Origin of the sequence: Rathayibacter sp. AY1C6 (assembly GCF_002931535.1) — a bacterium.
In the GTDB taxonomy this organism is placed as follows: Bacteria; Actinomycetota; Actinomycetes; order Actinomycetales; family Microbacteriaceae; genus Rathayibacter.
This window is the reverse complement of the sequence record NZ_PSWC01000001.1, coordinates 346213-365778: the sequence shown is the minus strand read 5'-3', so window position 1 is coordinate 365778 and position 19566 is coordinate 346213. Positions and strand designations below refer to the sequence as shown.

The window sequence follows — 19566 nt, the reverse complement described above, 5'->3', positions numbered from 1 at the left end:
CTTCAGCGGATTCCCAGGCGCACATCCGCGAGATCGGCTCTGGGAATCCGTTCACTGCGCGACGCCATCGACGGACTCGCCCGGTGAAGAGACTCCCGGAGCCGATGCCGATGTGCCGTCGGCGGGCGCCCCGCGGTCAGCCTGCGTCGACGCGCGAGCGGGAGCCGGAGAACCAGGCGGGCGCCTGGAAGCCGTACTTCAGCACGGGCAGGTCGCGGGTGAGGCGCCAGTAACCCAGCGCCGCCGCGACGCCGATCCCGCAGACCAGGAGCGGCACGACCGGTCCGATGACGTCGAGCCAGCGCTCTCCGTCGAAGAGCAGCAGGGCACTCGTGGCGAGCGAGACGAAGAGGACGTGCACCACGTACACCGGGAGCGTGTTGCGGCCGATGAAGGTGATCCAGCCCGCGCCGCGCCGGTTCGAGAGGAAGCGGGCGACCACGAGCCCGGCGAGGACCGCCAGCACGCTCACCAGGACCAGCCCGATCGTCAGCAGCGGGAAGCGGGCGCGGACGGCGAGGATCACGCCGGCGAGCACGAGGAACAGCACGCCGAAGCCGACTCCGCTGAGGATCCCGCGGCGCTCCACGAACGCGATCACCGCGTTCCGCAGGTAGAGGCCGAGCAGGAAGAACATCAGGTAGCGGGCCATGCCGTCCCAGGCGATGTTCCCGGTGCCCTCGGAGGTGCTGGAGCGGACGGCGTACCAGACCACGGCGATCGCGGTCGCGATGCCGATCTGCACCCGCCAGTCGATCCGGCCTTGCGCGAGCTTGGCGGCCACGAAGAAGATCGTGAGCGCGTAGAGGAACCAGAGCCCGTTGTGCGGCATCACCGGCTGGAGGAGCAGCGCGAGCGGGTCGGACTCGTCGGTGCCGCCCGGGTTGGGCACCACCAGGAAGAAGAGGAACCGCACCACGGACCAGAGCAGGAAGGCCCAGACCAGCAGGCTCAGCCGCGAACGCCAGAGCTCCGGCCACGACCGGGTGAGCACGGAGCCGGCGAACAGCCCCGAGGCGAGGAAGAACAGCGGCATCCGGAAGGTGATGAGGAGGAGGTTGATCTCGTTCCACGAGTCGGGGGCGATCCCGGCCGTCGTGGTCCACTGTACGGAGTGGGCCAGGGCGACCAGGATGATCGCGATGCCCTTCGCCGTGTCCACCCAGGTGATGCGTGCGCGTGCCATGAGTCCTCGTCGTGATCGTCCATCGGAAGTCGGCCGGCGGCGACGATGACGATGGCGATGTGCAAGTGTTGCACGGCTGTGCATCCTCTGTGATGTTCTGCACGTATTCGATCACGGCGATCCGGTGACGGAGAGACGGCCACCGGGTGCGCGGGTCCTCGGACGGCCTCCTCGTGGACGACGCGCCCCCGCCGATGCCCGAGGATCGAGCCATGACTCGAGCGACGCCCTCCGGCTCCGCCCCCGGCCCCCGCCGCATCCGCCTCCGCCTCCTGGTCGCGCTGCTGGTGCTCGCGCTGGTCCTCGCCGGCGCGGGCATCGCCCTCTCGCTCGCCTCGCGGAGCGGAGGCGCGGGCGCTCCGGCCGCGAGCTCCCCCGACCCCGGCCCGACCTCCTCCGTCGACATGGCCGAGCGCGTCGCCGGTCTCGAGAAGCGCTTCGCCGCCGGGTTCCCGCAGCACAGCATCGTCCTCACGGGCAGCTCCACGATCGGCCGCTGGACGACCTCCAAGGAGGACCTGCGCCCGCTCGAGACCTACAACATCGGGATCGGCGGCACGACCGTCGCCGATCACCTCGCGTGGCTGGACCGCATGGTCGCCCCCTTCGATCCCCGCGCCGTGATCGTGTACGTGGGAGCGAACGACATCAGCGGCGAGGAGGGCTCGCGCACCGGCGCCCAGACCGCCGGCGCCGTCGTCGAGTACCTCCAGCGCGTGGAGGAGGTCGCCCCCGACGCCGAGCTGTTCTACGTCGAGATCGCGGAGACGCCCGCCCGCGCCTCCGTCGGCGCCGAGGTCCGCGCCGCCAACACCGCGGTCAGCGCCTACGCCGAGACGGACGACCGCGTCACCTTCGTCCCCACCGCCGACGCGCTCGTCACCTCCGACGGCTCTGTCGACCCCTCCCTCTTCGTCGACGACGGCCTGCACTTCGACGAGGCCGGCTACGCCCGGTTCTCGGAGGCGGTCCGCGCGGTGGTCCTGCCCGCTCTGGAGTGAGCCGGCGGGCCGCCGCACAGCAGCCCCGCGCGACGTGAGCGGCCCGGGGACACAGGGTCCGGAGCCCCCAGTGTTGACCCTGAAGGGGGACACGGCCCCTCCGTCGCGCGCGCCTATCCTGGCCCCGCGTCATCGCCGACAGCGCCCTCTGCACCGCCGCAGACCGCCGCTCGCTCAGCAGCGCCGACCGTCTCGGAGTCACCGATGCCCCGCTCGAGGATCCGCCCCCGTGGTCTCGCCCTGCTCACCGTCCTGGCGATCACGGCCGCCGCGCTCGTCGCCGGGCCCGCGGGTCCGGCGTCCGCCGCTCCCGTCGTGCCCGCCGGCTTCACCGACTCGCGGGTGGCGGCCGTCCCCGCGCCGACCGCCCTCGCCTTCACGACCGACGGGCGCACCCTCGTCTCCTCGCAGACCGGCGCGATCCGGGTGATCCGCGCCGGCGGCCTGGTCGCCACCCCGGCCCTCGACCTGCGCTCGAAGGTCTGCGCCAACGGCGAGCGCGGCGTGCTCGGCCTCGCGGTCGACCCGGCACCGGGCTCGCGCACCGTCGTCGTCTACTACACCGCGAAGGGCTCCGACTCCTCCTGCCCGACCAACGCCGGCGGCACGGTGAACCCCGCGGGAGCCCCGCGCAACCGCGTCTCCTCGTTCCAGCTCGGCACCGACGACCGCATCGACCCGGCCTCCGAGCGCGTCCTCCTCGACGGCATCTACTCCCCCGCGAGCAACCACAACGGCGGCGACCTCGCCATCGGCAAGGACGGCCTGCTCTACGTCAGCGTCGGCGACGGCGGCTGCGACTACCGCGGCGGAGTCGGCTCGCCGGGCGGCAGCGGCTGCGGCGGCCGGAACGACGCCGCCCGCGACCCGAACATCCTGAACGGCAAGATCCTCCGGATCACCCTCACCGGCGGCGTCCCGGCCGGCAACCCCTACCTGGGCACCGGGACCGCCTCCTGCCGGCTCGCCCCGGCCGCCGCGGGCGTGCGCTGCCGCGAGACCTTCGCGAGCGGCCTGCGCAATCCGTTCCGGATGGCCTTCGACCCGAACGCGACCGGCACCGTCTTCCGCATCAACGACGTGGGCCAGGACGCCTGGGAGGAGATCGACCAGGGCGTCGCCGGCGCCGACTACGGCTGGAACACCCGTGAGGGCCACTGCGCGAAGACCGGCTCGGCCTCGAACTGCGGAGCCGCGGCGCCCGCCGGTCTCACCGACCCGGTCCACGACTACGCGCACAGCAGCGGCTGCGCCTCGATCACGGGCGGCGCCTACGTCCCCCGCGGCGTCTGGCCGGCCGCCTACGACGGCGCGTACCTCTTCGGCGACTACGTGTGCGGGAAGATCCGGACCCTCGGCCGCACCGGCGCGGCCGGCGACCTCGTGACCGGCCTCGGCGGCAGCAGCGCCGTCGCCATGGCCTTCGGTCCCTCGCGCGGGACCCAGGACCTCTTCTACACCAGCTACGCGAACGGCGGCGAGGTCCGGCGCCTCGCCTACACCGCCGCGGCGAACCGCGCCCCGACCGCGACCCTCACCGCCGCCCCCTCCTCCGGCGCGGCTCCTCTCGCCGCGCGGCTGAACGGCTCGGGCAGCAGCGACCCGGAGGGCGGTGCCCTGACCTACCTGTGGTCGTTCGGCGACGGCACCCCCGACCGCATCACGACCGGCCCGACCTTCACCCACAGCTACGCCGCCGGCAGCTGGACCGCGTCCCTCCGCGTCCGCGATCCGAAGGGAGCCGTCTCCGCACCCGCGACGACGAGGATCACCTCGGGCGACAGTGCCCCGACGGTGAGCATCACCGCACCCGCCGACGGAGGGGTGTTCGTCACGGGCCGGAGCTACGGCCTCCGCGCCACGGCGACCGACGCCGAGGACGGCGTCCTGCCCGCCTCGGCGCTCACCTGGACCGTCCAGCGCCGCCACGCTCAGCACACGCATCCCTTCCTCGGGCCGCTGACGGGGAACGACCTCTCCTTCGTCGCCCCCGGCCCGGAGGACCTCGCCGCCGCCGCGGACAGCGACCTCCTGATCAGCGTCACGGCGACGGACTCGAGCGGAGTGTCGACGACGGCGACGCGGACGTTCTCCCCGCAGAAGGTCTCCGTCATCCTGGCCACCGCTCCCGCCGGCCGGACGGTCGTCGTCAACGGCACCGAGGTCGCCGGAGGCACGACCGTCGTCTCGTGGGCGGGCTCGGCCCTCCAGCTGGAGGTCCCGGACCAGACCGACGCGTCGGGCACGGCCTACCGGTTCTCGTCCTGGTCGGACGGCGGCGCCGCCTCGCACAGCGTCGTCACTCCCGGGAGCAGCACCACGCTGACGGCGACCCTCGTCGCCGCCGGGCTCCCCGGCGCGCCGACCACGGTCACCGCCACGGCGGGCTCGGACGGCACGGCGACGCTCGCGTGGTCGCCCCCCGCGGGGACCGGTGGCTCGGCGGTCACCGGCTACCGGGTGTCGCGCGACGGGTCCGACACGAGCGGAGCCGGAGCCTGGAGCGCCGTGGTCGCCGCGACCAAGCGCTCGCAGACCTTCACGAAGCTGGTCCCGGGCCGCAGCTACACCCTCTCGGTGCAGGCGGTCACGGCGAACGGCACCGGCCCGGCGGCCTCCGCGCTCGTCGCCGTCCCCTGACCGCCCGGCGTCCACCGGCCTCCCGGGCGCAGCCCTGCCGCCGCCCAGCCGTGCGCCCCTACGATCGAGCCATGCCGAGCATCCGGAGCCGCCGTCGGCCCCAGCCCCCGATCGAGTCCCCGGCGGGCGGGGGCGCCCGGTGAACGACACCCTCACCGGGATCCTGGACTTCGTCGTCAGCGTCCCCCCGGTCTGGCGGACGCTCCTCGCCGGACTCGCGATCTTCTTCGAGACCACGATCCTGGCGGGCCTCGTCGTCCCCGGCGACACGATCGTGATCGTCAGCGCGACCGGCGTGACCAGCCCGCTGCAGTTCGCGGCGCTGGCCGTCACGGTCGTCATCGGCGCCCTCTGCGGCGAGTCCGTCGGCTTCTACCTCGGCCGCTGGTTCGGGCCGCGGATCCGCGCGTCGCGCCTGGGACGCCGGCTCGGCGAGAAGAACTGGCTGAAGGCCGAGCGCTACCTCGCGCGGCGCGGCGGGTTCGCCGTGTTCCTCTCGCGCTTCCTGCCGGTGCTGCACTCGCTGATCCCGCTGACGGTGGGGATGAGCGGGATGCGCTATCGGACCTTCATGGCCTGGACGATCCCGGCGTGCGTGCTCTGGTCGTCCGCCTACGTCGGCGTCGGCGCGGCCGCGGCGGGCAGCTACCGGGAGCTCTCGGAGAGCCTGCACGGCGCCGGCTACGTCTTCGTGGGCGTCATCGTCGTCTTCGCCCTGCTCGTGCTCCTCGGGAAGAAGCTCCTGAACAGAGCGGAGGCGCGTCACCTCGACGAGTGACGCGCCTCCGGGCGTGGATCCGGGGAGGATCAGTCGACGAGACCCGCCGACTTCAGCCACTCGCCCGCGATCGCGGACGCGGACTTCTGCTCGTTGACGCTCTCGGAGTTGAGGGCGACGAGGTCGTCCGCCGTGAGCTTCGCGCTGACCGCGTTCAGCACCTCGGCCGCGTCGTCCGTGATCTTGCTCGAGACGATCGGCACGACGTTGTCGGCCACGAACAGTCCGTCCGGGTCCTCGAGAGCGACGAGGTCGTTCTTCTGGATGTTCGGGTCGGCCGTGTAGACGTTCGCCAGCTGGATCTGGTCGCTGGTGAGCGCGTCGACGGTGGTCGATCCGCCGCTGTCCTCGATCGCCTGGAAGGTGGTCGTGATGCCGTACTTCGACTGCAGGGTGTCGGGCCCGTAGGGGCGCGTCTGCAGCTCGGAGTTGCCGCCGACCACGATCGGGTCGGTGACGTTCTTGAGCGACGCGATGTCGGTCAGGTCCCACTTGTCGGCGAAGGCCTGGGTGACGGTGTACGAGTTCTGGTCGCTGGCCTCAGCGGCGTCGAGGGCGCGGAGGCCGTCGGGCAGCGCGTCGCCGAGCGCGGAGTACACGTCGTCGGCGGTGGTGGCCGTCGCGTCGGGCTCGAGCGCCTGCAGGAGGCTGCCGTCGTACTCCGGGAAGACGTCGATGGATCCGCTCTCGATCTCGGGCAGGTAGATCTCGCGCTGGCCGATGCGCAGCTGGCGGTCGACGGTGAAGCCGTCGTTCTCCAGCGCCTGCGCGTAGATCTCGGCGAGGATCTCGTTCGAGTAGTAGTCCTGCGAGCCGACCACGATGGTCTCGCTGCCCGCAGTCGCACCCGATCCCTCATCGAGCGGATCGCTCGAGGAACACCCTGCCAGTGCCACGACGGCACCGACCGCGAGTGCGCTGAGCGCGACACGGCCCTTCGTGAAATGTGCTGTGAACATTGCTATTTCCCTTCTTCGATGGGGATTCCCATCACCGCGCGTCGTCGGGGCGACGAAGCGCGGGAACCTGTGCGGCCGGCGGTGCCGGCCAGGCCGAGCACGACTCCGCGCGGCACGGCGAGCCGCTGGAGGAGGGCGAACAGGACCTCGCTGAGGAGCGTCAGCACGATCACCAGGATCGAGCCGGCGAGCATCTGCGGGTAGTCCCCCGACTTCACTCCGCGGAAGATGTACTGCCCGAGGCCGCCGGCGCCGATGTAGTCGGCGAGCGTGGCGGTCGCGATGATCTGCAGCGCCGCCGAGCGGAGCCCGCCGATCAGCAGCGGCAGCCCCAGCGGGATCTCGACCTTCGTCAGGATCTGCCACTCGGTCATGCCCATCGAGCGCGCCGCGTCGACCGTGCGGCGGTCGACCGCCTCGAGCCCGGAGTACGCGCCGGCGAGCACCGACGGGATCGCGAGCACGACGAGGGCGATCACCGGAGCGCCGAGGCCGAGCCCCAGGCTCATCGCCGCGAGGACGAGCACGCCCAGTGTCGGCAGGGCGCGCAGGCCGCCTGCGACCGGCACGGCGATGCCCTTGCCGCGCCCGGTGTGCCCGATCAGGTAGCCGATCGGGATCGCGATCGCGGCCGCGATCACGAGCACCAGCAGGCTGATGCCGACGTGCTGGGCGACACGGGTCGGGATCGCGTAGACCCCGGTCCAGTGCGCGGGGTCGGCGATCCAGGCGAAGGCCTCGGCGATGAGGTTCACGACGTCACCGCCCTCTCGACCGCGACCGGTCTGCGCGAGCGGCGCGTGCGGTCCAGAGCCGTCCAGGGCATGAGGAGACGGCCGATCAGCACCAGCAGTCCGTCGAGCACCAGCGCGAGGACGATCGTCAGGACGATGCCCGTGACGATCTCACCGGTGATGCCGCGCTGGAAGCCGTCGGTGAAGAGCAGGCCGAGGCTCTGGATCCCGAGCACCGCGCCGACCGTCACCAGGCTGACCGTGCTGACCGTGACCACGCGCAGGCCCGAGAGCAGGACCGGACCGGCCAGCGGGAACTCGACCCGCCAGAAGCGCGCCCAGCCGGAGTAGCCCATCGCGGTCGCCGACTGGCGGACGTCGTCCGACACCGCGCCCAGTGCGTCCGAGGTGGTGCGGACCATCAGCGCGACGCCGTAGAGGGTGAGGCCCGTGATCACGTTGGCGGTCGAGCGGAGCGGGATGCCCAGCAGGACCGGCAGCAGGATGAACATGGCCAGCGAGGGGATGGCGTAGAGCACGCCGAGCCCTGTCAGCAGGGTGCCGCGGCTCCAGCGGTAGCGGTTCGCGAACCAGCCGAACGGCAGCGAGACGAGGAAGCTGAGCAGGATCGGCGGGACCGACAGGGCCAGGTGCGCCAGCAGGTTCGCGACGATCGCGTCCGTGTTGTTGACGACCCAGTTCACGCGGCGGGGCCGTCCTGCGCGCGCAGCACTCCGGTCGGGCGCCCGTCGCCGTCGACCACGATGCGGGCGCCGTCGCGCTCCTCGATCCGGAGCGAGCGCTTGCCGCGGTCGGCACCGACGAAGCCGGCGACGAACTCGCTCGCGGGGTTCGCCAGGATCTCGGCGGGCGAGCCCTTCTGCGCGATCCGGCCGCCCTTCTCGAGGATGACGACCTGGTCGCCGAGGAGGAACGCCTCGTCGATGTCGTGGGTGACGAAGACCACGGTCTTGTCGAGCTCGTCCTGGAGCCGCAGGGTCTCGCGCTGCAGGTCGGCGCGCACGAGAGGGTCGACCGCGCCGAACGGCTCGTCCATCAGCAGGATGTTCGGGTCGACCGCCAGGCCGCGCGCCACACCGACGCGCTGCTGCTGGCCGCCTGAGAGCTGGCTGGGGTACCGGGCGGCGAGCGCACGGTCCAGTCCGACCGTGTCCATCAGCTCGAGCGCGCGGGCGTGCGCCTGCTTCTTGGCGACCCCGTTCAGCCTCGGCACGGTCGCGATGTTGTCGATGACCTTGCGGTGCGGCAGGAGGCCGGAGTTCTGCATCACGTAGCCGATGCGGCGGCGGAGCGCGACGGCGGGCAGGGACGAGATGTCCTCGCCGTCGATCTCGATGGTGCCGGAGGTCGGCTCGATCATCCGGTTGATCATGCGGAGGATCGTGGTCTTCCCGCAGCCGGAGGAGCCGACGAAGACCGTCGTCTGCCGGGAGGGCAGCACGAGCGAGAAGTCGTCGACCGCCCGCGTGCCGTCCGGGTACTGCTTGCTGACGTTGCGGAACTCGATCACGAGGCCGCCCGCCGTCCGGCGGTGTGCGCGCCGATCTGTCCCTGGTCCACGACTGTGCCCGCTCTCGCTCCGCGCGTCCGGCCGTTGCACGGCCCGCGGCCCCGAACGGGGCCAGGCGGCAAGGAAAACACCAATAGCAGCCGCCTGCCAACCCGGACCGCGAAGTGTTGCGGGATGTTCCGAGAGCGACTAGGGCCTTGACAGCCCGGGCGCGTCAGGACTCCTCGACCGCTCCGTAGTGCGAGGTCATGTAGTGGCGCAGCAGTGAGCGGCTCTCGTCGATGAAGCGCTGGTCGCCGTTGGGGTCGATGAGGAACGCGCGCGTGAGCAGCGCGTCCGCGACCTCGATGGTCACCTCGAGGCGGAAGGACAGCTGCGCGCCGCCCGGGAGGCCGTACTCGGACGCGAGGATCTCGGCGAAGCGGCGGGCGAAGAAGCCGGCCTCGAACGCCTCGCCCGCGACCTCGGGGGCGTGGATCGTGTCGACGAAGCGGATGGAGCGGAAGCCCGGCTCGTTGCGGTGCATCTCGCAGAAGGCGTCGATCGCGCAGTCGACCGCGCCCCACCAGTTGCCCGGGTGGGTGTCGCGGATCTCGGTGATGACGCGGCGGCGGAAGCGCTCGAGGGCCCGCTCGCGCAGCGCCTGGAGGACGGCGATGCGGTCCGGGAAGTAGCGGTAGACCGTGCCGATCGCGGCTCCCGCGCGCTCGGCGACCATCGCCGTGGTCAGGCGGTCGAAGCCGACCTCGTCGACGACGGCGGCCGCCGCGTCGAGCAGCGAGGCGAGACGGGCGGCGCTGCGCACCTGCACCGGCTCGTTGCGGACCTGGGACGATTCACCGAACGGTCGATCGACGAGGTTTCCAAGAGGCACGGCGGGCTCCTTCGGTCGTGGTTCCTACAATCGTACGCACGGCGACCGCCGGTCGGGGTCGTCTCATCGAAAGTCCCTCGTGTTTCGCGCCCCCGGAAGGGCGACGGCTCCGCGGGTCCGATACACCCGGGAGAAACCATGTGCGGACGCTTCGTCCTCTCGCAGACCACCGCCGACCTGGTGGCGCTCTTCGACATCGACGGGCCGGGCGCCGACCTTCCGGAGCCGTCCTGGAACATCGCGCCGACCCAGCGGATCGCCGTCGTCGCGGAGTCGATGAAGGGGGTCGAGGAGGGCAGCCCGCCGCGGCGCCGGCTCGCCGGAGCCCGCTGGGGCCTGGTGCCCCGCTCCGCCGCCGACCCGTCCGCGGGGCCGCCGCTGTTCAACGCGCGGATCGAGTCCGTCGCCGAGAAGCCGTCGTTCCGCGAGTCCTACGCCTCCCGGCGCGCGATCGTGCCCGCCTCGGGCTGGTACGAGTGGCGGGTCGGCGCGGACGGGGCGAAGGCACCCGTCTACGTCTCGCCGGGCGAGGGCTCGCTCCTCCTGTTCGCCGGTCTCTACGAGTGGTGGCGCTCGGCCCAGCCGGGCTCTCCGTGGCTGCTCTCGGCGACGGTCCTCACCCGCCCCTCCGCCGGGCCGCTCGCCGAGGTGCACGAGCGGATGCCCGTGCTGCTGCAGCCGGAGCTGATCGAGGACTGGCTGGACCCGGCGTCCCCCGGGGACGGCGAGCTGCTGCGCGCGGCCGCCGAGGGCGCGGCCGAGCTGGCCGAGGAGCTCGAGGTGCACGGCGTCGGCGCGGCCGTGGGCTCCGTCTCGGCGAACGGCCCCGAGCTGATCGAGCCCACCGGAGCCTGACGATCGCGTGAGAGCGCGATCCGCGGTCCGGCATCCGGTCTGACAGACTGGGCGGATGCCGCTGACGCCCGAGAGCAAGCCCCTGAGCGCAGGCAAGGCGGAGGTCATGCACCGCGCCGCCCGCCTCGAGGACCGACTCCACTCCTTCCGGATGAGGCGCGTGAAGCGCAAGGGCTACGTCCCGAGGGTCATCCCCTACACCGGCTACGGCTCGACGACGCAGCTGCGCGTCCTGGCCCGCGTCCTCTACACGCGGCCGACCCCTCCCGGGGTCGAGGAGGTCCGCCCCGTCGAGGGCGTGCGCGGCTGGCGGAGCTTCACCAGCGTCTTCGTGAGCGGGGCCGTCGTGACCGTCGAGGCCGACGGGCAGACCCACCGGGTGACGGCCGACCGCGGCGGAGTCGTCGACGCGGACCTCCCGATCACGCTCGAGCCCGGCTGGCACACCATCACCTTCTCGACCGCGGGCTCGAAGCCCGTCGAGGCGCCCGTCTTCATCGTGCGTCCGGAGTCGCGGCTGGGCGTCGTGTCGGACGTGGACGACACGGTGATGGTCACCGCGCTCCCCCGCCCCTTCGTCGCCGCCTGGAACACCTTCGTGCTCGACGAGCACGCCCGGATGCCCACGCCCGGCATGGCGGTCTTCCTCGACCGCTTCGCCCGGCAGTACGAGGGCTCCCCGGTCATCTACCTCTCCACCGGCGCGTGGAACGTCGCCCCGGCGCTCACCCGCTTCCTGTCGCGGCACCTGTACCCGGCCGGAGCGCTCCTCCTGACCGACTGGGGCCCGACGCACGACCGCTGGTTCCGCAGCGGCAAGCAGCACAAGGAGATGAACCTCCGCCGACTCGCGGCCGAGTTCCCGGACGTGCGCTGGCTGCTGGTCGGCGACGACGGGCAGCACGACGAGGAGATCTACTCCGACTTCGCGGACGAGCACCCCGACAAGGTCGCGGCGATCGCGATCCGCCAGCTCTCCACAGGCGAGGCGGTGCTCGCGGGAGGCCGCTCCAAGGCCGAGGACCGCTCCCTGACCAGCGGCACGACCTGGGTCTTCGCGCCCGACGGCGCGGGCATCTCCGAGCAGCTGACGGAGCTCGGCATCCTCTGATCCCGGACCGGCTCCGGGAACGACGGAGCCGTCCGCTCCCCGGGGGGAGGGACGGCTCCGGTCGATCGGCTCGGACTACGCCTGGTGGGCGGCCTGCAGGTCGAGGGTGATGGTGACCTTCTCGCCGATGAGCACGCCACCGGTCTCGAGGGCCGCGTTGTAGGTCAGACCGAAGTCGGTGCGGTCGATGGTGGCCTTGGCGGTGAGGCCGGCCTTGTAGTTGCCGTAGGGGTCGGTGCCGAAGCCGCCGAACTCCACCTCGAAGGTGACGGGCTTGGTGGTGCCCTTGATGGTGAGCTCGCCGTCGACGAGGAAGTCGTCGCCGTTCGGGCGGACGGCGGTCGAGACGAAGTGGATCTCCGGGTACTGCTCGGCCTCGAAGAAGTCGCCGGTGCGGAGGTGGCCGTCGCGGTTGGGCTCGTTGGTGTTGACGGAGGCGACCTCGGCGGTGGCCTCGACCTTGGAGTCGAGCGGGTTCTCGCCGGTGGTGAACGTGGCGGTGAAGCGCTCGAACTTGCCCTTGACCTTGCTGATCATCAGGTGGCGGACGCTGAACGCGACCTCGCTGTGGGTGGGGTCGATGACCCAGGTGCCGGCCTTGTAGCCGGGGATGGTGACGGTGTCGGTCATGGTTTCTCCTCGAGTGTGACGGTCGTCGCGGGGAGAGCGTCCCCGTCCGATGTATGCAAGCGCATCGACGTCGATCAGTATTCCATGTAGCGACAACTATTTCATCCACGTTCCGTCGAAGGATCGGCGGACACCGCGTGAACACGGAGCGCCGCACCCCGGACGGGGGTCGGAGACGCTCCCCGAGCAGTCGTCAGCGGTCGGCGGGAGCCGGGTTGCGGATGCCGAGGAGGGAGACGACGCCGCCGGCGACCAGGAGGGCGGAGGTCGCGACGGCGGCACGGGAGAAGCCCTCGACGTCGAGCGAGTCGCCGACCACGAGCGAGGTCGCGGCGATGGCGACCAGCCCCGCGATGCGCGAGACGGCGTTGTTCACGGCGGAGCCGACTCCGCTGTGCCCGTCCTCCACCGCGCCGAGGATCGTCGAGGTCAGCGGAGCGACCGTCACCGCGAGGCCGAAGCCGAAGAGGAGGATCCCCGGCAGCAGCTGGGTGGCGTAGTCGGCGCACTCGTCGACGAAGGAGAGCAGGAGGAACCCGGCCGCGGCGATCAGCGGTCCGACGCCCATGAAGAGCCGCGGGCCGAACCGCGCCGACAGCGACCCGGAGACCTGCGAGAGCAGGAGCAGCAGGATCGTCGGCGGGAGCGTCGCGAGCCCGGCCAGGGTCGCCGAGAAGCCCAGGGTCTGCTGCAGGAACAGGCCCAGCGCGAAGAAGCCGAAGGAGAGCGCGCCGTAGACGAACGCCGTCGAGACGTTGCCGACGGTGAAGTTCCGCGACGCGAAGAGCGACAGCGGCAGCATCGGATGCGCCGCTCGCCGCTCCCACACGACGAACGCGACGAGGGCGGCGACTCCCCCGATCAGGGCGGTCAGCACGAGCGGATGCTGGATCCCGAGCCGCTCCTGCTCGATCAGCGCGAACACCGGCCCTCCCAGGCCGATCACCCCGAGCACGGCGCCGACGCCGTCGATCGGCACCCGGGTCCCCGAGTCGACCGCGCCGAGCCTGCCCAGCAGGACCAGCGTCACCGCGATCGGCAGCAGGTTGAGCGCGAAGACGTACCGCCACGAGCCCGCGTCCACCAGCAGGCCGCCGAGCACGGGGCCGGCGATCGTCGCCGTGCCGGTCCAGGCCGTCCACGCGCCGATGGTCCGGGCCTGCGCGGCGCCGTGGACGGTCGCGATGATGAGGGCGAGCGAGCTGGGCACGAGGATCGCGCCGGCGGCGCCCTGGAGCATCCGCGCCACGATGAGGACCTCGGCGGTGGGGGCCAGCGCGCACAGCAGCGAGGTGACACCGAAGCCGATCAGGCCGATGGTCATGCTGCGGGCCCGGCCGATGCGGTCGGCGAGCGAGCCGGCCACGAGGATCAGCGCGCCGAGCGTGATCAGGTACCCGTCGACCACCCACTGCTGCACCGCGAGCCCGCCGCCGAGCTCGCGGGTGATGGCGGGCAGGGCGACGTTGACGACGGTGCCGTCGAGGAAGGCGACGAAGGAGGCGAGGACGGCCACCACGAGCACCGCGCGGCGGCGCGTCTCGGCGGGGTCGGCGGAGGCGGTCATGCTCGGGCTCTGGTCACCCGCTCACCGTACCGGCGGCCGCCGCTCCCGGGGCCGGGAGGGCGGGCATCCGGGCCCCCGAGCGCGGCCGCACGACGGATCCAGACTCGTCGCATACTCTCGTAGCCATGTCTGCGCAAGGAACCGCCCGCGGCGGCGTGCTCGCCCGGGTCCTCGGGATCGTCGGAGCCAGCCTCGCCGGGGGCCTGCTGATCACGGTCGGGGTCACTCCCGCCCTCGCCGTCACCGGTCTCGCCGAGAACAACCCGATCGGGCTGTTCGAGACGGTGCCGGAGTACCTCGAGCTCGGCCAGCTGGCCCAGAAGACCGAGATCTACGCCAAGCGCACCGACGGCTCGGACGAGCTGCTCGCCTCCTTCTACGCGCAGAACCGCGAGGAGGTGGCCTTCGACCAGGTCAGCCAGTCCGTGAAGGACGCGGCGGTCTCGACCGAGGACCCGCGCTTCTACGACCACGGCGGCGTCGACCTGCAGGGCACGATCCGCGCGGTGCTCAGCAACATCGTCGGCGGGGACCTCCAGGGCGGATCCTCCATCACCCAGCAGTACGTCAAGAACGTCCTCGTGCAGAAGGCGGAGTCGCTGAGCGCGACCGACGAGGCCGCCTCGGAGGCCGCCTACGAGGAGGCGACCGCGACCACTCCGAGTCGGAAGCTCAAGGAGATGAAGCTCGCCGTCGACCTCGAGAAGAAGTACAGCAAGGACGACATCCTCCTCGGCTACCTCAACATCGCGGGCTTCGGCGGTCAGGTCTACGGCATCCAGGCGGCGGCCGAGTACTACTTCTCGACCACCGCGGCCGACCTGAGCCTGGCGCAGGCCGCGAGCCTGATCGCCACGGTCAACAACCCCAACGGCCTCAGGATCGACCAGCCCGAGAACATCCCGGACAACAAGGTCCGCCGCGACTACGTCCTCGACCAGATGCTGCAGGAGGGGAAGATCTCGCAGGCCGACCACGACGCCGCCGTCGCCGAGGAGGTCGTCCCCGCGATCACGCAGACGCCCACCGGCTGCCAGACCGCCGGCAACGCGGCCTTCTTCTGCGACTACATCACCCGCGTCGTCCAGAACGACCCGGCGTTCGGCGACGACGCGGACACCCGCCTCGCGAACTTCCAGCGCGGCGGCTACAAGATCTACACGACGCTCGACCGCGACCTGCAGGACACCGCGGCCAACGCGACGAACAACGCCGTCCCCAAGGTCCCCACCCTCGACACCAACATCGGCAGCGCGACCGTCTCGATGGAGGTCGGCACCGGCCGGATCCTGGCGATGGTGCAGAACAAGGACTACGACGCGGCCGGCGCCGTGAACGGCGCGAACTTCTCCGCCGTCAACTTCAACACCGACACGGCCTACGGCGGCTCCGCCGGGTTCCAGGTCGGATCGACCTACAAGGTGTTCACGCTCGCGCAGTGGCTCGCGAGCGGACGCACCCTGAACGAGACGATCAACGGCCGAGAGCGCACCTTCTCGGGCTTCCCCGCCAGTTGCGCGCCGGGCGGCGAGCTCGACACCTCCTACGAGGTCAACAACGACGACAGCGAGAACGGCAGCTACAGCGTGCTGACCGGCACGATGCAGTCGATCAACACCGTCTACGTCTCGATGGCGCAGCAGCTCGACCTCTGCGCGATCCGCGACCGCGCGGTCGGCTTCGGCGTGAAGGCGGCCGACGGCGGCGAGGTCGACTACAAGCCGTCCGCCGTCCTCGGCTCGGACACGCTCATCTCCCCCCTCTCGATGGTCACCGCCTTCGCCGGCTTCGCCAACAACGGCACCGCCTGCTCCGCGATCGCCATCGACTCGATCACCGACGCGACCGGCGCCGCCGTCCAGCCGCCGACCTCCACCTGCAACCAGGCCCTCAGCCCCGAGCTGACGGCGGTCGCGAACTACGCCCTGCAGCGCGTCGTCACCGGCGGCACGGCCGCCCAGTCCGACCCGGACGACGGCATCGAGCACATCGGCAAGACGGGCACCACCGACAACGCGGAGTCGACCTGGATGGACGGGGCGAGCTCGCGCGTCGCGACCGTGGTCTGGGTGGGCAACATCGACGGCCACACCTCGATGCGCGAGGTCCGCTTCCCGAACTCGGAGCTCGAGAGCCGCCCGTACGCCTCCAACATCCGCCACTACATCTGGAACTCGGTGATGACCCGCGCCGACCAGAAGTACGGCGGAGACGACTTCGAGGAGCCCAGCAGCGCCCTGCTGAACGGCCGCCAGATCGCCGTGCCGACCGTCTCCGGCCGCTCGGTCGACGACGCCACGGAGGCGCTGGAGGACCTCGGCTTCGACGTCGAGGAGGGGGCGACCATCGACTCGTCGCTCCCGGCCGGCGTGGTGGCGGGCACCGACCCGGCCGCGGGCACGACCGTCGCGCGCTACTCCGACATCGCCCTGCTGATCAGCAACGGCTCGCAGGTCCCGGCTCCCGCCACCCAGGCACCGGCTCCGGCTCCGACCGGCACGGGAGTCCCCGCGACCGAGGCTCCCCCGGCGACGCCCACGGCGACCCCGACAGCGACAGCCACGGCGACTCCGACGGCGGAGGTCGAGGAGTGAGCTTCGACGCGGACTTCCTCGGCGTCCCCGCGGGTGCGCCGCTCCTGAGGGTCGAGCGCCCGGTGCGGCTCCTGCCGTACACGCACTTCGAGGTGCTGCTGGATCCGGAGCGGCGCCTGGCCGTCTCGACGGCCGTGAACATCGACGGCGCGCGCCTGGTCGAGCTCGGCCGCGGCGACGACTGGCACCTCGACGACCGCATCCCCGCCTCCGAGCAGACCGGGCCGGAGGTGTACGCCCGCAACGACCTCGACCGCGGCCACCTGGTCCGCCGCCGCGACCCCGTCTGGGGCGACCGGGACGAGGCCGCCGCGGCCAACCGCGACAGCTTCTGCTACACGAACGCCGCGCCCCAGGCGAGCGGCTTCAACCAGTCGCAGGAGCTGTGGCTCGGGCTCGAGACGCTGGTGCTCGAGTACGCGCAGACCTGGCGCACGCGCCTGAGCGTCTTCACCGGGCCCGTGCTCGCGGACGACGACCCGGTCTACCGCGGTACGGGCATCCCCCGCCGCTTCTGGAAGATCGCGGCGTGGAGCCCGGACGGATCGACGCTCGCGACGAGCGCGTACCTGCTCGACCAGAGCGAGCTCGTGGAGCGCGTGCGCGAGGGCCTGGTGCCGCTCGGCGGCTTCAGGACGTTCCAGCTGCCGGTCGCCGCGATCGGCGAGCTGACAGGTCTCGACGTGGACCTCCTCGCCGGGGCCGACGTGCTCGGCTCGGCAGGACTCCGGCCGGAGCCGTGGCGCGAGATCGTCGAGCCGTCCGACGTGGCGAGCGGCCTCCTCCCCCGCTGAGGCTCCGCCGGGGGCAGGATGGGCGGATGAGCACCCCCGTCCTGGTCGAGATCACCTCCGGCGCCGTCGTCCTCCGCGACCCGGAGGGTCCGCTCGTCCGCGTCGACGAGGCGGGCTACCTCCGCGGCGACGGCGTCTTCGAGACCGTCGCGGTCCTCGACGGACGTCCCCGCGCGCTCACTGAGCACCTCGAGCGGCTGGCCGGATCGGCCCGGGCCGTCGGGCTGACGATCCCGGAGGCGCCGCTCTGGTCCCGAGCGGTCGACCTCGCCGTGGCGGAGCACGACCGGGTCGACGACCTGACAGTCCGCTTCATCGCCGCCCACGGCTCGGGCGACTCCGCCCGGTGCACCGTGCGCGCGGCTCCGACTCCCGACTCGAGCGCGCTCCGGGAGAAGGGCGCGGCCGTCGTCGTGCTGGACCGCGGGTACGAGAGCGGTCCGCTCGCGCCGTGGCTGCTCCCGGGCGTCAAGACCACCTCGGGCGCCGTCACCCGGGCGGCGCTGCGCGAGGCGGCATCCCGGGGCGCGGACGACGTGGTCTGGCGCACGAGCGACGGGCTGCTCCTCGAGGGAGCGACGTCGAGCCTGGTGCTCCTCGGCGACGGGGTGCTCGCGACGCCGCTCTCGGGCAGCGTGCTCGCCGGCACGACGGTCGAGCGGGTCCTCGCGCTGGGCGAGCGCCGCGGGCTCGCGTCGTCGCGCCGCGAGCTGCCGGTCTCGGCGCTCACCGGTGCCGATGCGGCGTGGCTGGTGTCGAGCACCCGGCGGGCGATCCCCGTCCGCTCGGTCGACGGCGCACCGCTCGCGATCGACGCCGGCCTGACGGCGGCGTTCGAGGCGGGGCTGCTCGCCGGCTGACCGCGTCCGCGGCTCGGACTCCCTGCGCGTCAGGCCGCTGCGGCCAGCGCGCGGGAGGTGTGCGGGCCGACGCCGGCCTCCTCCGCGTCTCCGAGATCGGCGAGCGTGTCGACGTCCAGCCTCAGCGTCGACGAGCCGGGCAGCACGACGACGGCGCAGCCCGCGTCGCGGTGCCGGGCCAGCGAGCCCGGGCCGAACGCCGGAGCGACGAGGGCTCCGGCCGCCAGCAGGAGCGCCGTGGTGCCGCTCCCCTCGCGGTCCGGGACGACGGCCGGGAGCGACCGCGTCGCGAGCGCCTCGGAGAGGTCCGACGGCAGCAGGGCGGGCAGGTCCCCGGTCAGCACGATCACCGGGGCGCCCGGCCGGCGGTGCAGGGCGGCCTCGGCTCCCCCCGACACGGCGGTGTCGAGGGTCCCCGGGTCGGGCACCACCACCAGCTGCGGGTGCTCCGCCCGTGCGCGGTCGGCCGCACCGGCGTCGGAGGTGACCAGGAGAAGGCTCGTCACCGCCTCCGCGGCGGCCACCGCGGCGAGCGTGTCCAGGAGGAACGCCTCGGCCAGCGCCGCGCGGCCCGGCACGTCGAGGCGCGTCTTCGAGCCGCCGCGGCCCTTGAACACGACGACCGCGCTCCAGCCGGTCACGCGCGCTCCTCGCGCGAGGCGGCTCCGGCCGCGAAGCCCTCAGCGAAGGCCTCGTCGGCGCCGAGGCGGAACATGTCGTCGGGGCCCGTGCGGGTCAGCGTGCGGGCGCCCGGGCTCTCGACTCCCGTCACCAGGCGGGCGAGCCCGCGGACGACGGCGACGGGGCGACCGCTCGCCTTGCCCTTCACCAGGTCGCCGAGCGCGGCGATCTCGTCCGCCACGGCCGGCATGGTCACTCCCAGCGTGCGCCCCAGGGCGTCGACCCCGCCGCGGAGGTCGTCGATCACGAGGACGCCCGCGGCTCCGATGGCCGCGTCGGTCTGCCCGACCCGCCACGCGCGGCCCAGGGTGTCGCTGACGAGCACGCCCACCTCCACGCCGAGCCGCTCCCGGAGGCCCGCGCAGAGGGCCCGTGCCGAGGCGTCCGGGTCGACGGGGAGGAGGAGGACCGTCCCCTCCGCGACGTTGCTGGCGTCGACTCCGGCCGCCGCCTGCACGATCCCGAGGCGGTTCTCCACGATGCGGGTGACGCCGGACCCGTGCGCCCGGGTGGCGACGACGCGGACGGTCTCGGCCGTGATCGCGTCCTCGCGGTCGGTCGCGGCGACGACGCGCCCCTCCGCCTTCGAGACGATCTTGCTCGTGACCACGAGGATGTCGCCGTCCGCGGGCCGGTCCTCCTCGAGGGCGGCGGCGACGGCCGCGAGGATCAGCTCGAGCAGGTCGTCACCGGGAGTCACCTCCGGGATGCCGTCGAGGGCCCAGGCCTGCACGCGCGTCTCGCTCACCGGTCCATTCTCCCGGCTGCCGC

18 protein-coding genes are annotated in these 19566 nt (G+C 72.5%); 8 read left to right on the top strand and 10 right to left on the bottom strand.

Annotated elements, in window-relative coordinates:
• Window positions 1–136 precede the first annotated feature (136 nt).
• On the bottom strand, window positions 137–1186 hold the full coding sequence (locus C5D36_RS01600; protein WP_104348320.1) for an acyltransferase family protein: 1050 nt from the start codon (window positions 1184–1186) through the stop codon (window positions 137–139).
• 212 nt (window positions 1187–1398) lie between these two features.
• Here C5D36_RS01600 and C5D36_RS01595 point away from each other — a divergent pair, with 212 nt between their 5' ends.
• The 3 genes from C5D36_RS01595 (at window position 1399) to C5D36_RS01585 (ending at window position 5605) form a co-directional block, all read left to right on the top strand.
• Entirely contained in the window at window positions 1399–2187 is a 789-nt protein-coding gene (locus C5D36_RS01595) for a GDSL-type esterase/lipase family protein (RefSeq protein ID WP_146083679.1), read from the top strand.
• A 204-nt stretch (window positions 2188–2391) separates the two neighbouring features.
• Entirely contained in the window at window positions 2392–4827 is a 2436-nt protein-coding gene (locus C5D36_RS01590) for a PQQ-dependent sugar dehydrogenase (RefSeq protein WP_104295031.1), read from the top strand.
• A 139-nt stretch (window positions 4828–4966) separates the two neighbouring features.
• Window positions 4967–5605, top strand: coding sequence for a DedA family protein (locus tag C5D36_RS01585; RefSeq protein ID WP_104223112.1), 639 nt, complete (start codon window positions 4967–4969; stop codon window positions 5603–5605).
• A gap of 29 nt (window positions 5606–5634) precedes the next feature.
• On the opposite strand, the gene C5D36_RS01580 is transcribed toward C5D36_RS01585, so the two are convergent.
• From C5D36_RS01580 to C5D36_RS01560, 5 genes are all read right to left on the bottom strand, one after another.
• Complete coding sequence (locus C5D36_RS01580; RefSeq protein ID WP_104223111.1) at window positions 5635–6564, bottom strand: ABC transporter substrate-binding protein; 930 nt, start codon at window positions 6562–6564, stop codon at window positions 5635–5637.
• A gap of 2 nt (window positions 6565–6566) precedes the next feature.
• Window positions 6567–7319, bottom strand: a complete 753-nt coding sequence (locus C5D36_RS01575; RefSeq protein ID WP_104225632.1) for an ABC transporter permease — start codon at window positions 7317–7319, stop codon at window positions 6567–6569.
• Window positions 7316–8002, bottom strand: coding sequence for an ABC transporter permease (locus tag C5D36_RS01570; protein WP_104223109.1), 687 nt, complete (start codon window positions 8000–8002; stop codon window positions 7316–7318). Before C5D36_RS01570 ends, C5D36_RS01575 begins: the two co-directional genes overlap by 4 nt.
• On the bottom strand, window positions 7999–8829 hold the full coding sequence (locus tag C5D36_RS01565; RefSeq protein WP_104225631.1) for an ABC transporter ATP-binding protein: 831 nt from the start codon (window positions 8827–8829) through the stop codon (window positions 7999–8001). Before C5D36_RS01565 ends, C5D36_RS01570 begins: the two co-directional genes overlap by 4 nt.
• A gap of 214 nt (window positions 8830–9043) precedes the next feature.
• On the bottom strand, window positions 9044–9703 hold the full coding sequence (locus C5D36_RS01560; RefSeq protein WP_104223107.1) for a TetR/AcrR family transcriptional regulator: 660 nt from the start codon (window positions 9701–9703) through the stop codon (window positions 9044–9046).
• Window positions 9704–9841: 138 nt separating this feature from the next.
• On the opposite strand from C5D36_RS01560, the gene C5D36_RS01555 reads away from it, so the two are divergent.
• Both C5D36_RS01555 and C5D36_RS01550 read left to right on the top strand, forming a co-directional pair.
• On the top strand, window positions 9842–10558 hold the full coding sequence (locus tag C5D36_RS01555) for an SOS response-associated peptidase (RefSeq protein ID WP_104291477.1): 717 nt from the start codon (window positions 9842–9844) through the stop codon (window positions 10556–10558).
• 55 nt (window positions 10559–10613) lie between these two features.
• The gene (locus tag C5D36_RS01550; protein WP_244230626.1) at window positions 10614–11669 is read left to right on the top strand and encodes an App1 family protein; all 1056 of its coding nucleotides are present in this window, start codon (window positions 10614–10616) and stop codon (window positions 11667–11669) included.
• 75 nt (window positions 11670–11744) lie between these two features.
• Here the strand turns inward: C5D36_RS01550 and C5D36_RS01545 are convergent, their stop codons facing one another.
• Both C5D36_RS01545 and C5D36_RS01540 read right to left on the bottom strand, forming a co-directional pair.
• Window positions 11745–12299 (bottom strand): YceI family protein, encoded by a 555-nt coding sequence (locus tag C5D36_RS01545; protein WP_104237910.1) that lies wholly within the window; start codon window positions 12297–12299, stop codon window positions 11745–11747.
• Window positions 12300–12492: 193 nt separating this feature from the next.
• Window positions 12493–13866, bottom strand: a complete 1374-nt coding sequence (locus C5D36_RS01540) for a DHA2 family efflux MFS transporter permease subunit (protein WP_104295030.1) — start codon at window positions 13864–13866, stop codon at window positions 12493–12495.
• 125 nt (window positions 13867–13991) lie between these two features.
• On the opposite strand from C5D36_RS01540, the gene C5D36_RS01535 reads away from it, so the two are divergent.
• The 3 genes from C5D36_RS01535 to C5D36_RS01525 are packed head-to-tail and all read left to right on the top strand — an operon-like array spanning window position 13992 to window position 18114.
• Entirely contained in the window at window positions 13992–16460 is a 2469-nt protein-coding gene (locus C5D36_RS01535; protein ID WP_104291479.1) for a transglycosylase domain-containing protein, read from the top strand.
• On the top strand, window positions 16457–17254 hold the full coding sequence (locus C5D36_RS01530) for a DNA/RNA non-specific endonuclease (protein ID WP_104246547.1): 798 nt from the start codon (window positions 16457–16459) through the stop codon (window positions 17252–17254). The genes C5D36_RS01535 and C5D36_RS01530 overlap by 4 nt, the downstream gene beginning before the upstream one ends.
• 26 nt (window positions 17255–17280) lie before the next feature.
• Window positions 17281–18114 carry an aminotransferase class IV gene (locus tag C5D36_RS01525; RefSeq protein WP_104291480.1) on the top strand — a complete coding sequence of 278 codons (834 nt, stop codon included), beginning with the start codon at window positions 17281–17283 and terminating at the stop codon, window positions 18112–18114.
• Between the two features lie 29 nt (window positions 18115–18143).
• On the opposite strand, the gene cofC is transcribed toward C5D36_RS01525, so the two are convergent.
• Together cofC and C5D36_RS01515 are read right to left on the bottom strand one after the other, a co-directional pair.
• Window positions 18144–18755 carry a 2-phospho-L-lactate guanylyltransferase gene (cofC, locus tag C5D36_RS01520; RefSeq protein WP_104291481.1) on the bottom strand — a complete coding sequence of 204 codons (612 nt, stop codon included), beginning with the start codon at window positions 18753–18755 and terminating at the stop codon, window positions 18144–18146.
• Window positions 18752–19543 carry a coenzyme F420-0:L-glutamate ligase gene (locus C5D36_RS01515; protein WP_258062832.1) on the bottom strand — a complete coding sequence of 264 codons (792 nt, stop codon included), beginning with the start codon at window positions 19541–19543 and terminating at the stop codon, window positions 18752–18754. Before C5D36_RS01515 ends, cofC begins: the two co-directional genes overlap by 4 nt.
• Window positions 19544–19566 lie beyond the last annotated feature (23 nt).

What these genes read in the sequence shown, in the direction of transcription:
- C5D36_RS01535 (WP_104291479.1), top strand. Translation starts at nt 13,992, where the DNA reads ATGTCTGCGCAAGGAACCGCCCGCGGCGGCGTGCTCGCCCGGGTCCTC.
- C5D36_RS01600 (WP_104348320.1), bottom strand. Translation starts at nt 1,186, where the DNA reads ATGGCACGCGCACGCATCACCTGGGTGGACACGGCGAAGGGCATCGCG.
- C5D36_RS01580 (WP_104223111.1), bottom strand. Translation starts at nt 6,564, where the DNA reads ATGTTCACAGCACATTTCACGAAGGGCCGTGTCGCGCTCAGCGCACTC.
- C5D36_RS01540 (WP_104295030.1), bottom strand. Translation starts at nt 13,866, where the DNA reads ATGACCGCCTCCGCCGACCCCGCCGAGACGCGCCGCCGCGCGGTGCTC.
- C5D36_RS01555 (WP_104291477.1), top strand. Translation starts at nt 9,842, where the DNA reads ATGTGCGGACGCTTCGTCCTCTCGCAGACCACCGCCGACCTGGTGGCG.
- C5D36_RS01525 (WP_104291480.1), top strand. Translation starts at nt 17,281, where the DNA reads ATGAGCACCCCCGTCCTGGTCGAGATCACCTCCGGCGCCGTCGTCCTC.
- C5D36_RS01595 (WP_146083679.1), top strand. Translation starts at nt 1,399, where the DNA reads ATGACTCGAGCGACGCCCTCCGGCTCCGCCCCCGGCCCCCGCCGCATC.
- C5D36_RS01550 (WP_244230626.1), top strand. Translation starts at nt 10,614, where the DNA reads ATGCCGCTGACGCCCGAGAGCAAGCCCCTGAGCGCAGGCAAGGCGGAG.
- C5D36_RS01590 (WP_104295031.1), top strand. Translation starts at nt 2,392, where the DNA reads ATGCCCCGCTCGAGGATCCGCCCCCGTGGTCTCGCCCTGCTCACCGTC.
- C5D36_RS01545 (WP_104237910.1), bottom strand. Translation starts at nt 12,299, where the DNA reads ATGACCGACACCGTCACCATCCCCGGCTACAAGGCCGGCACCTGGGTC.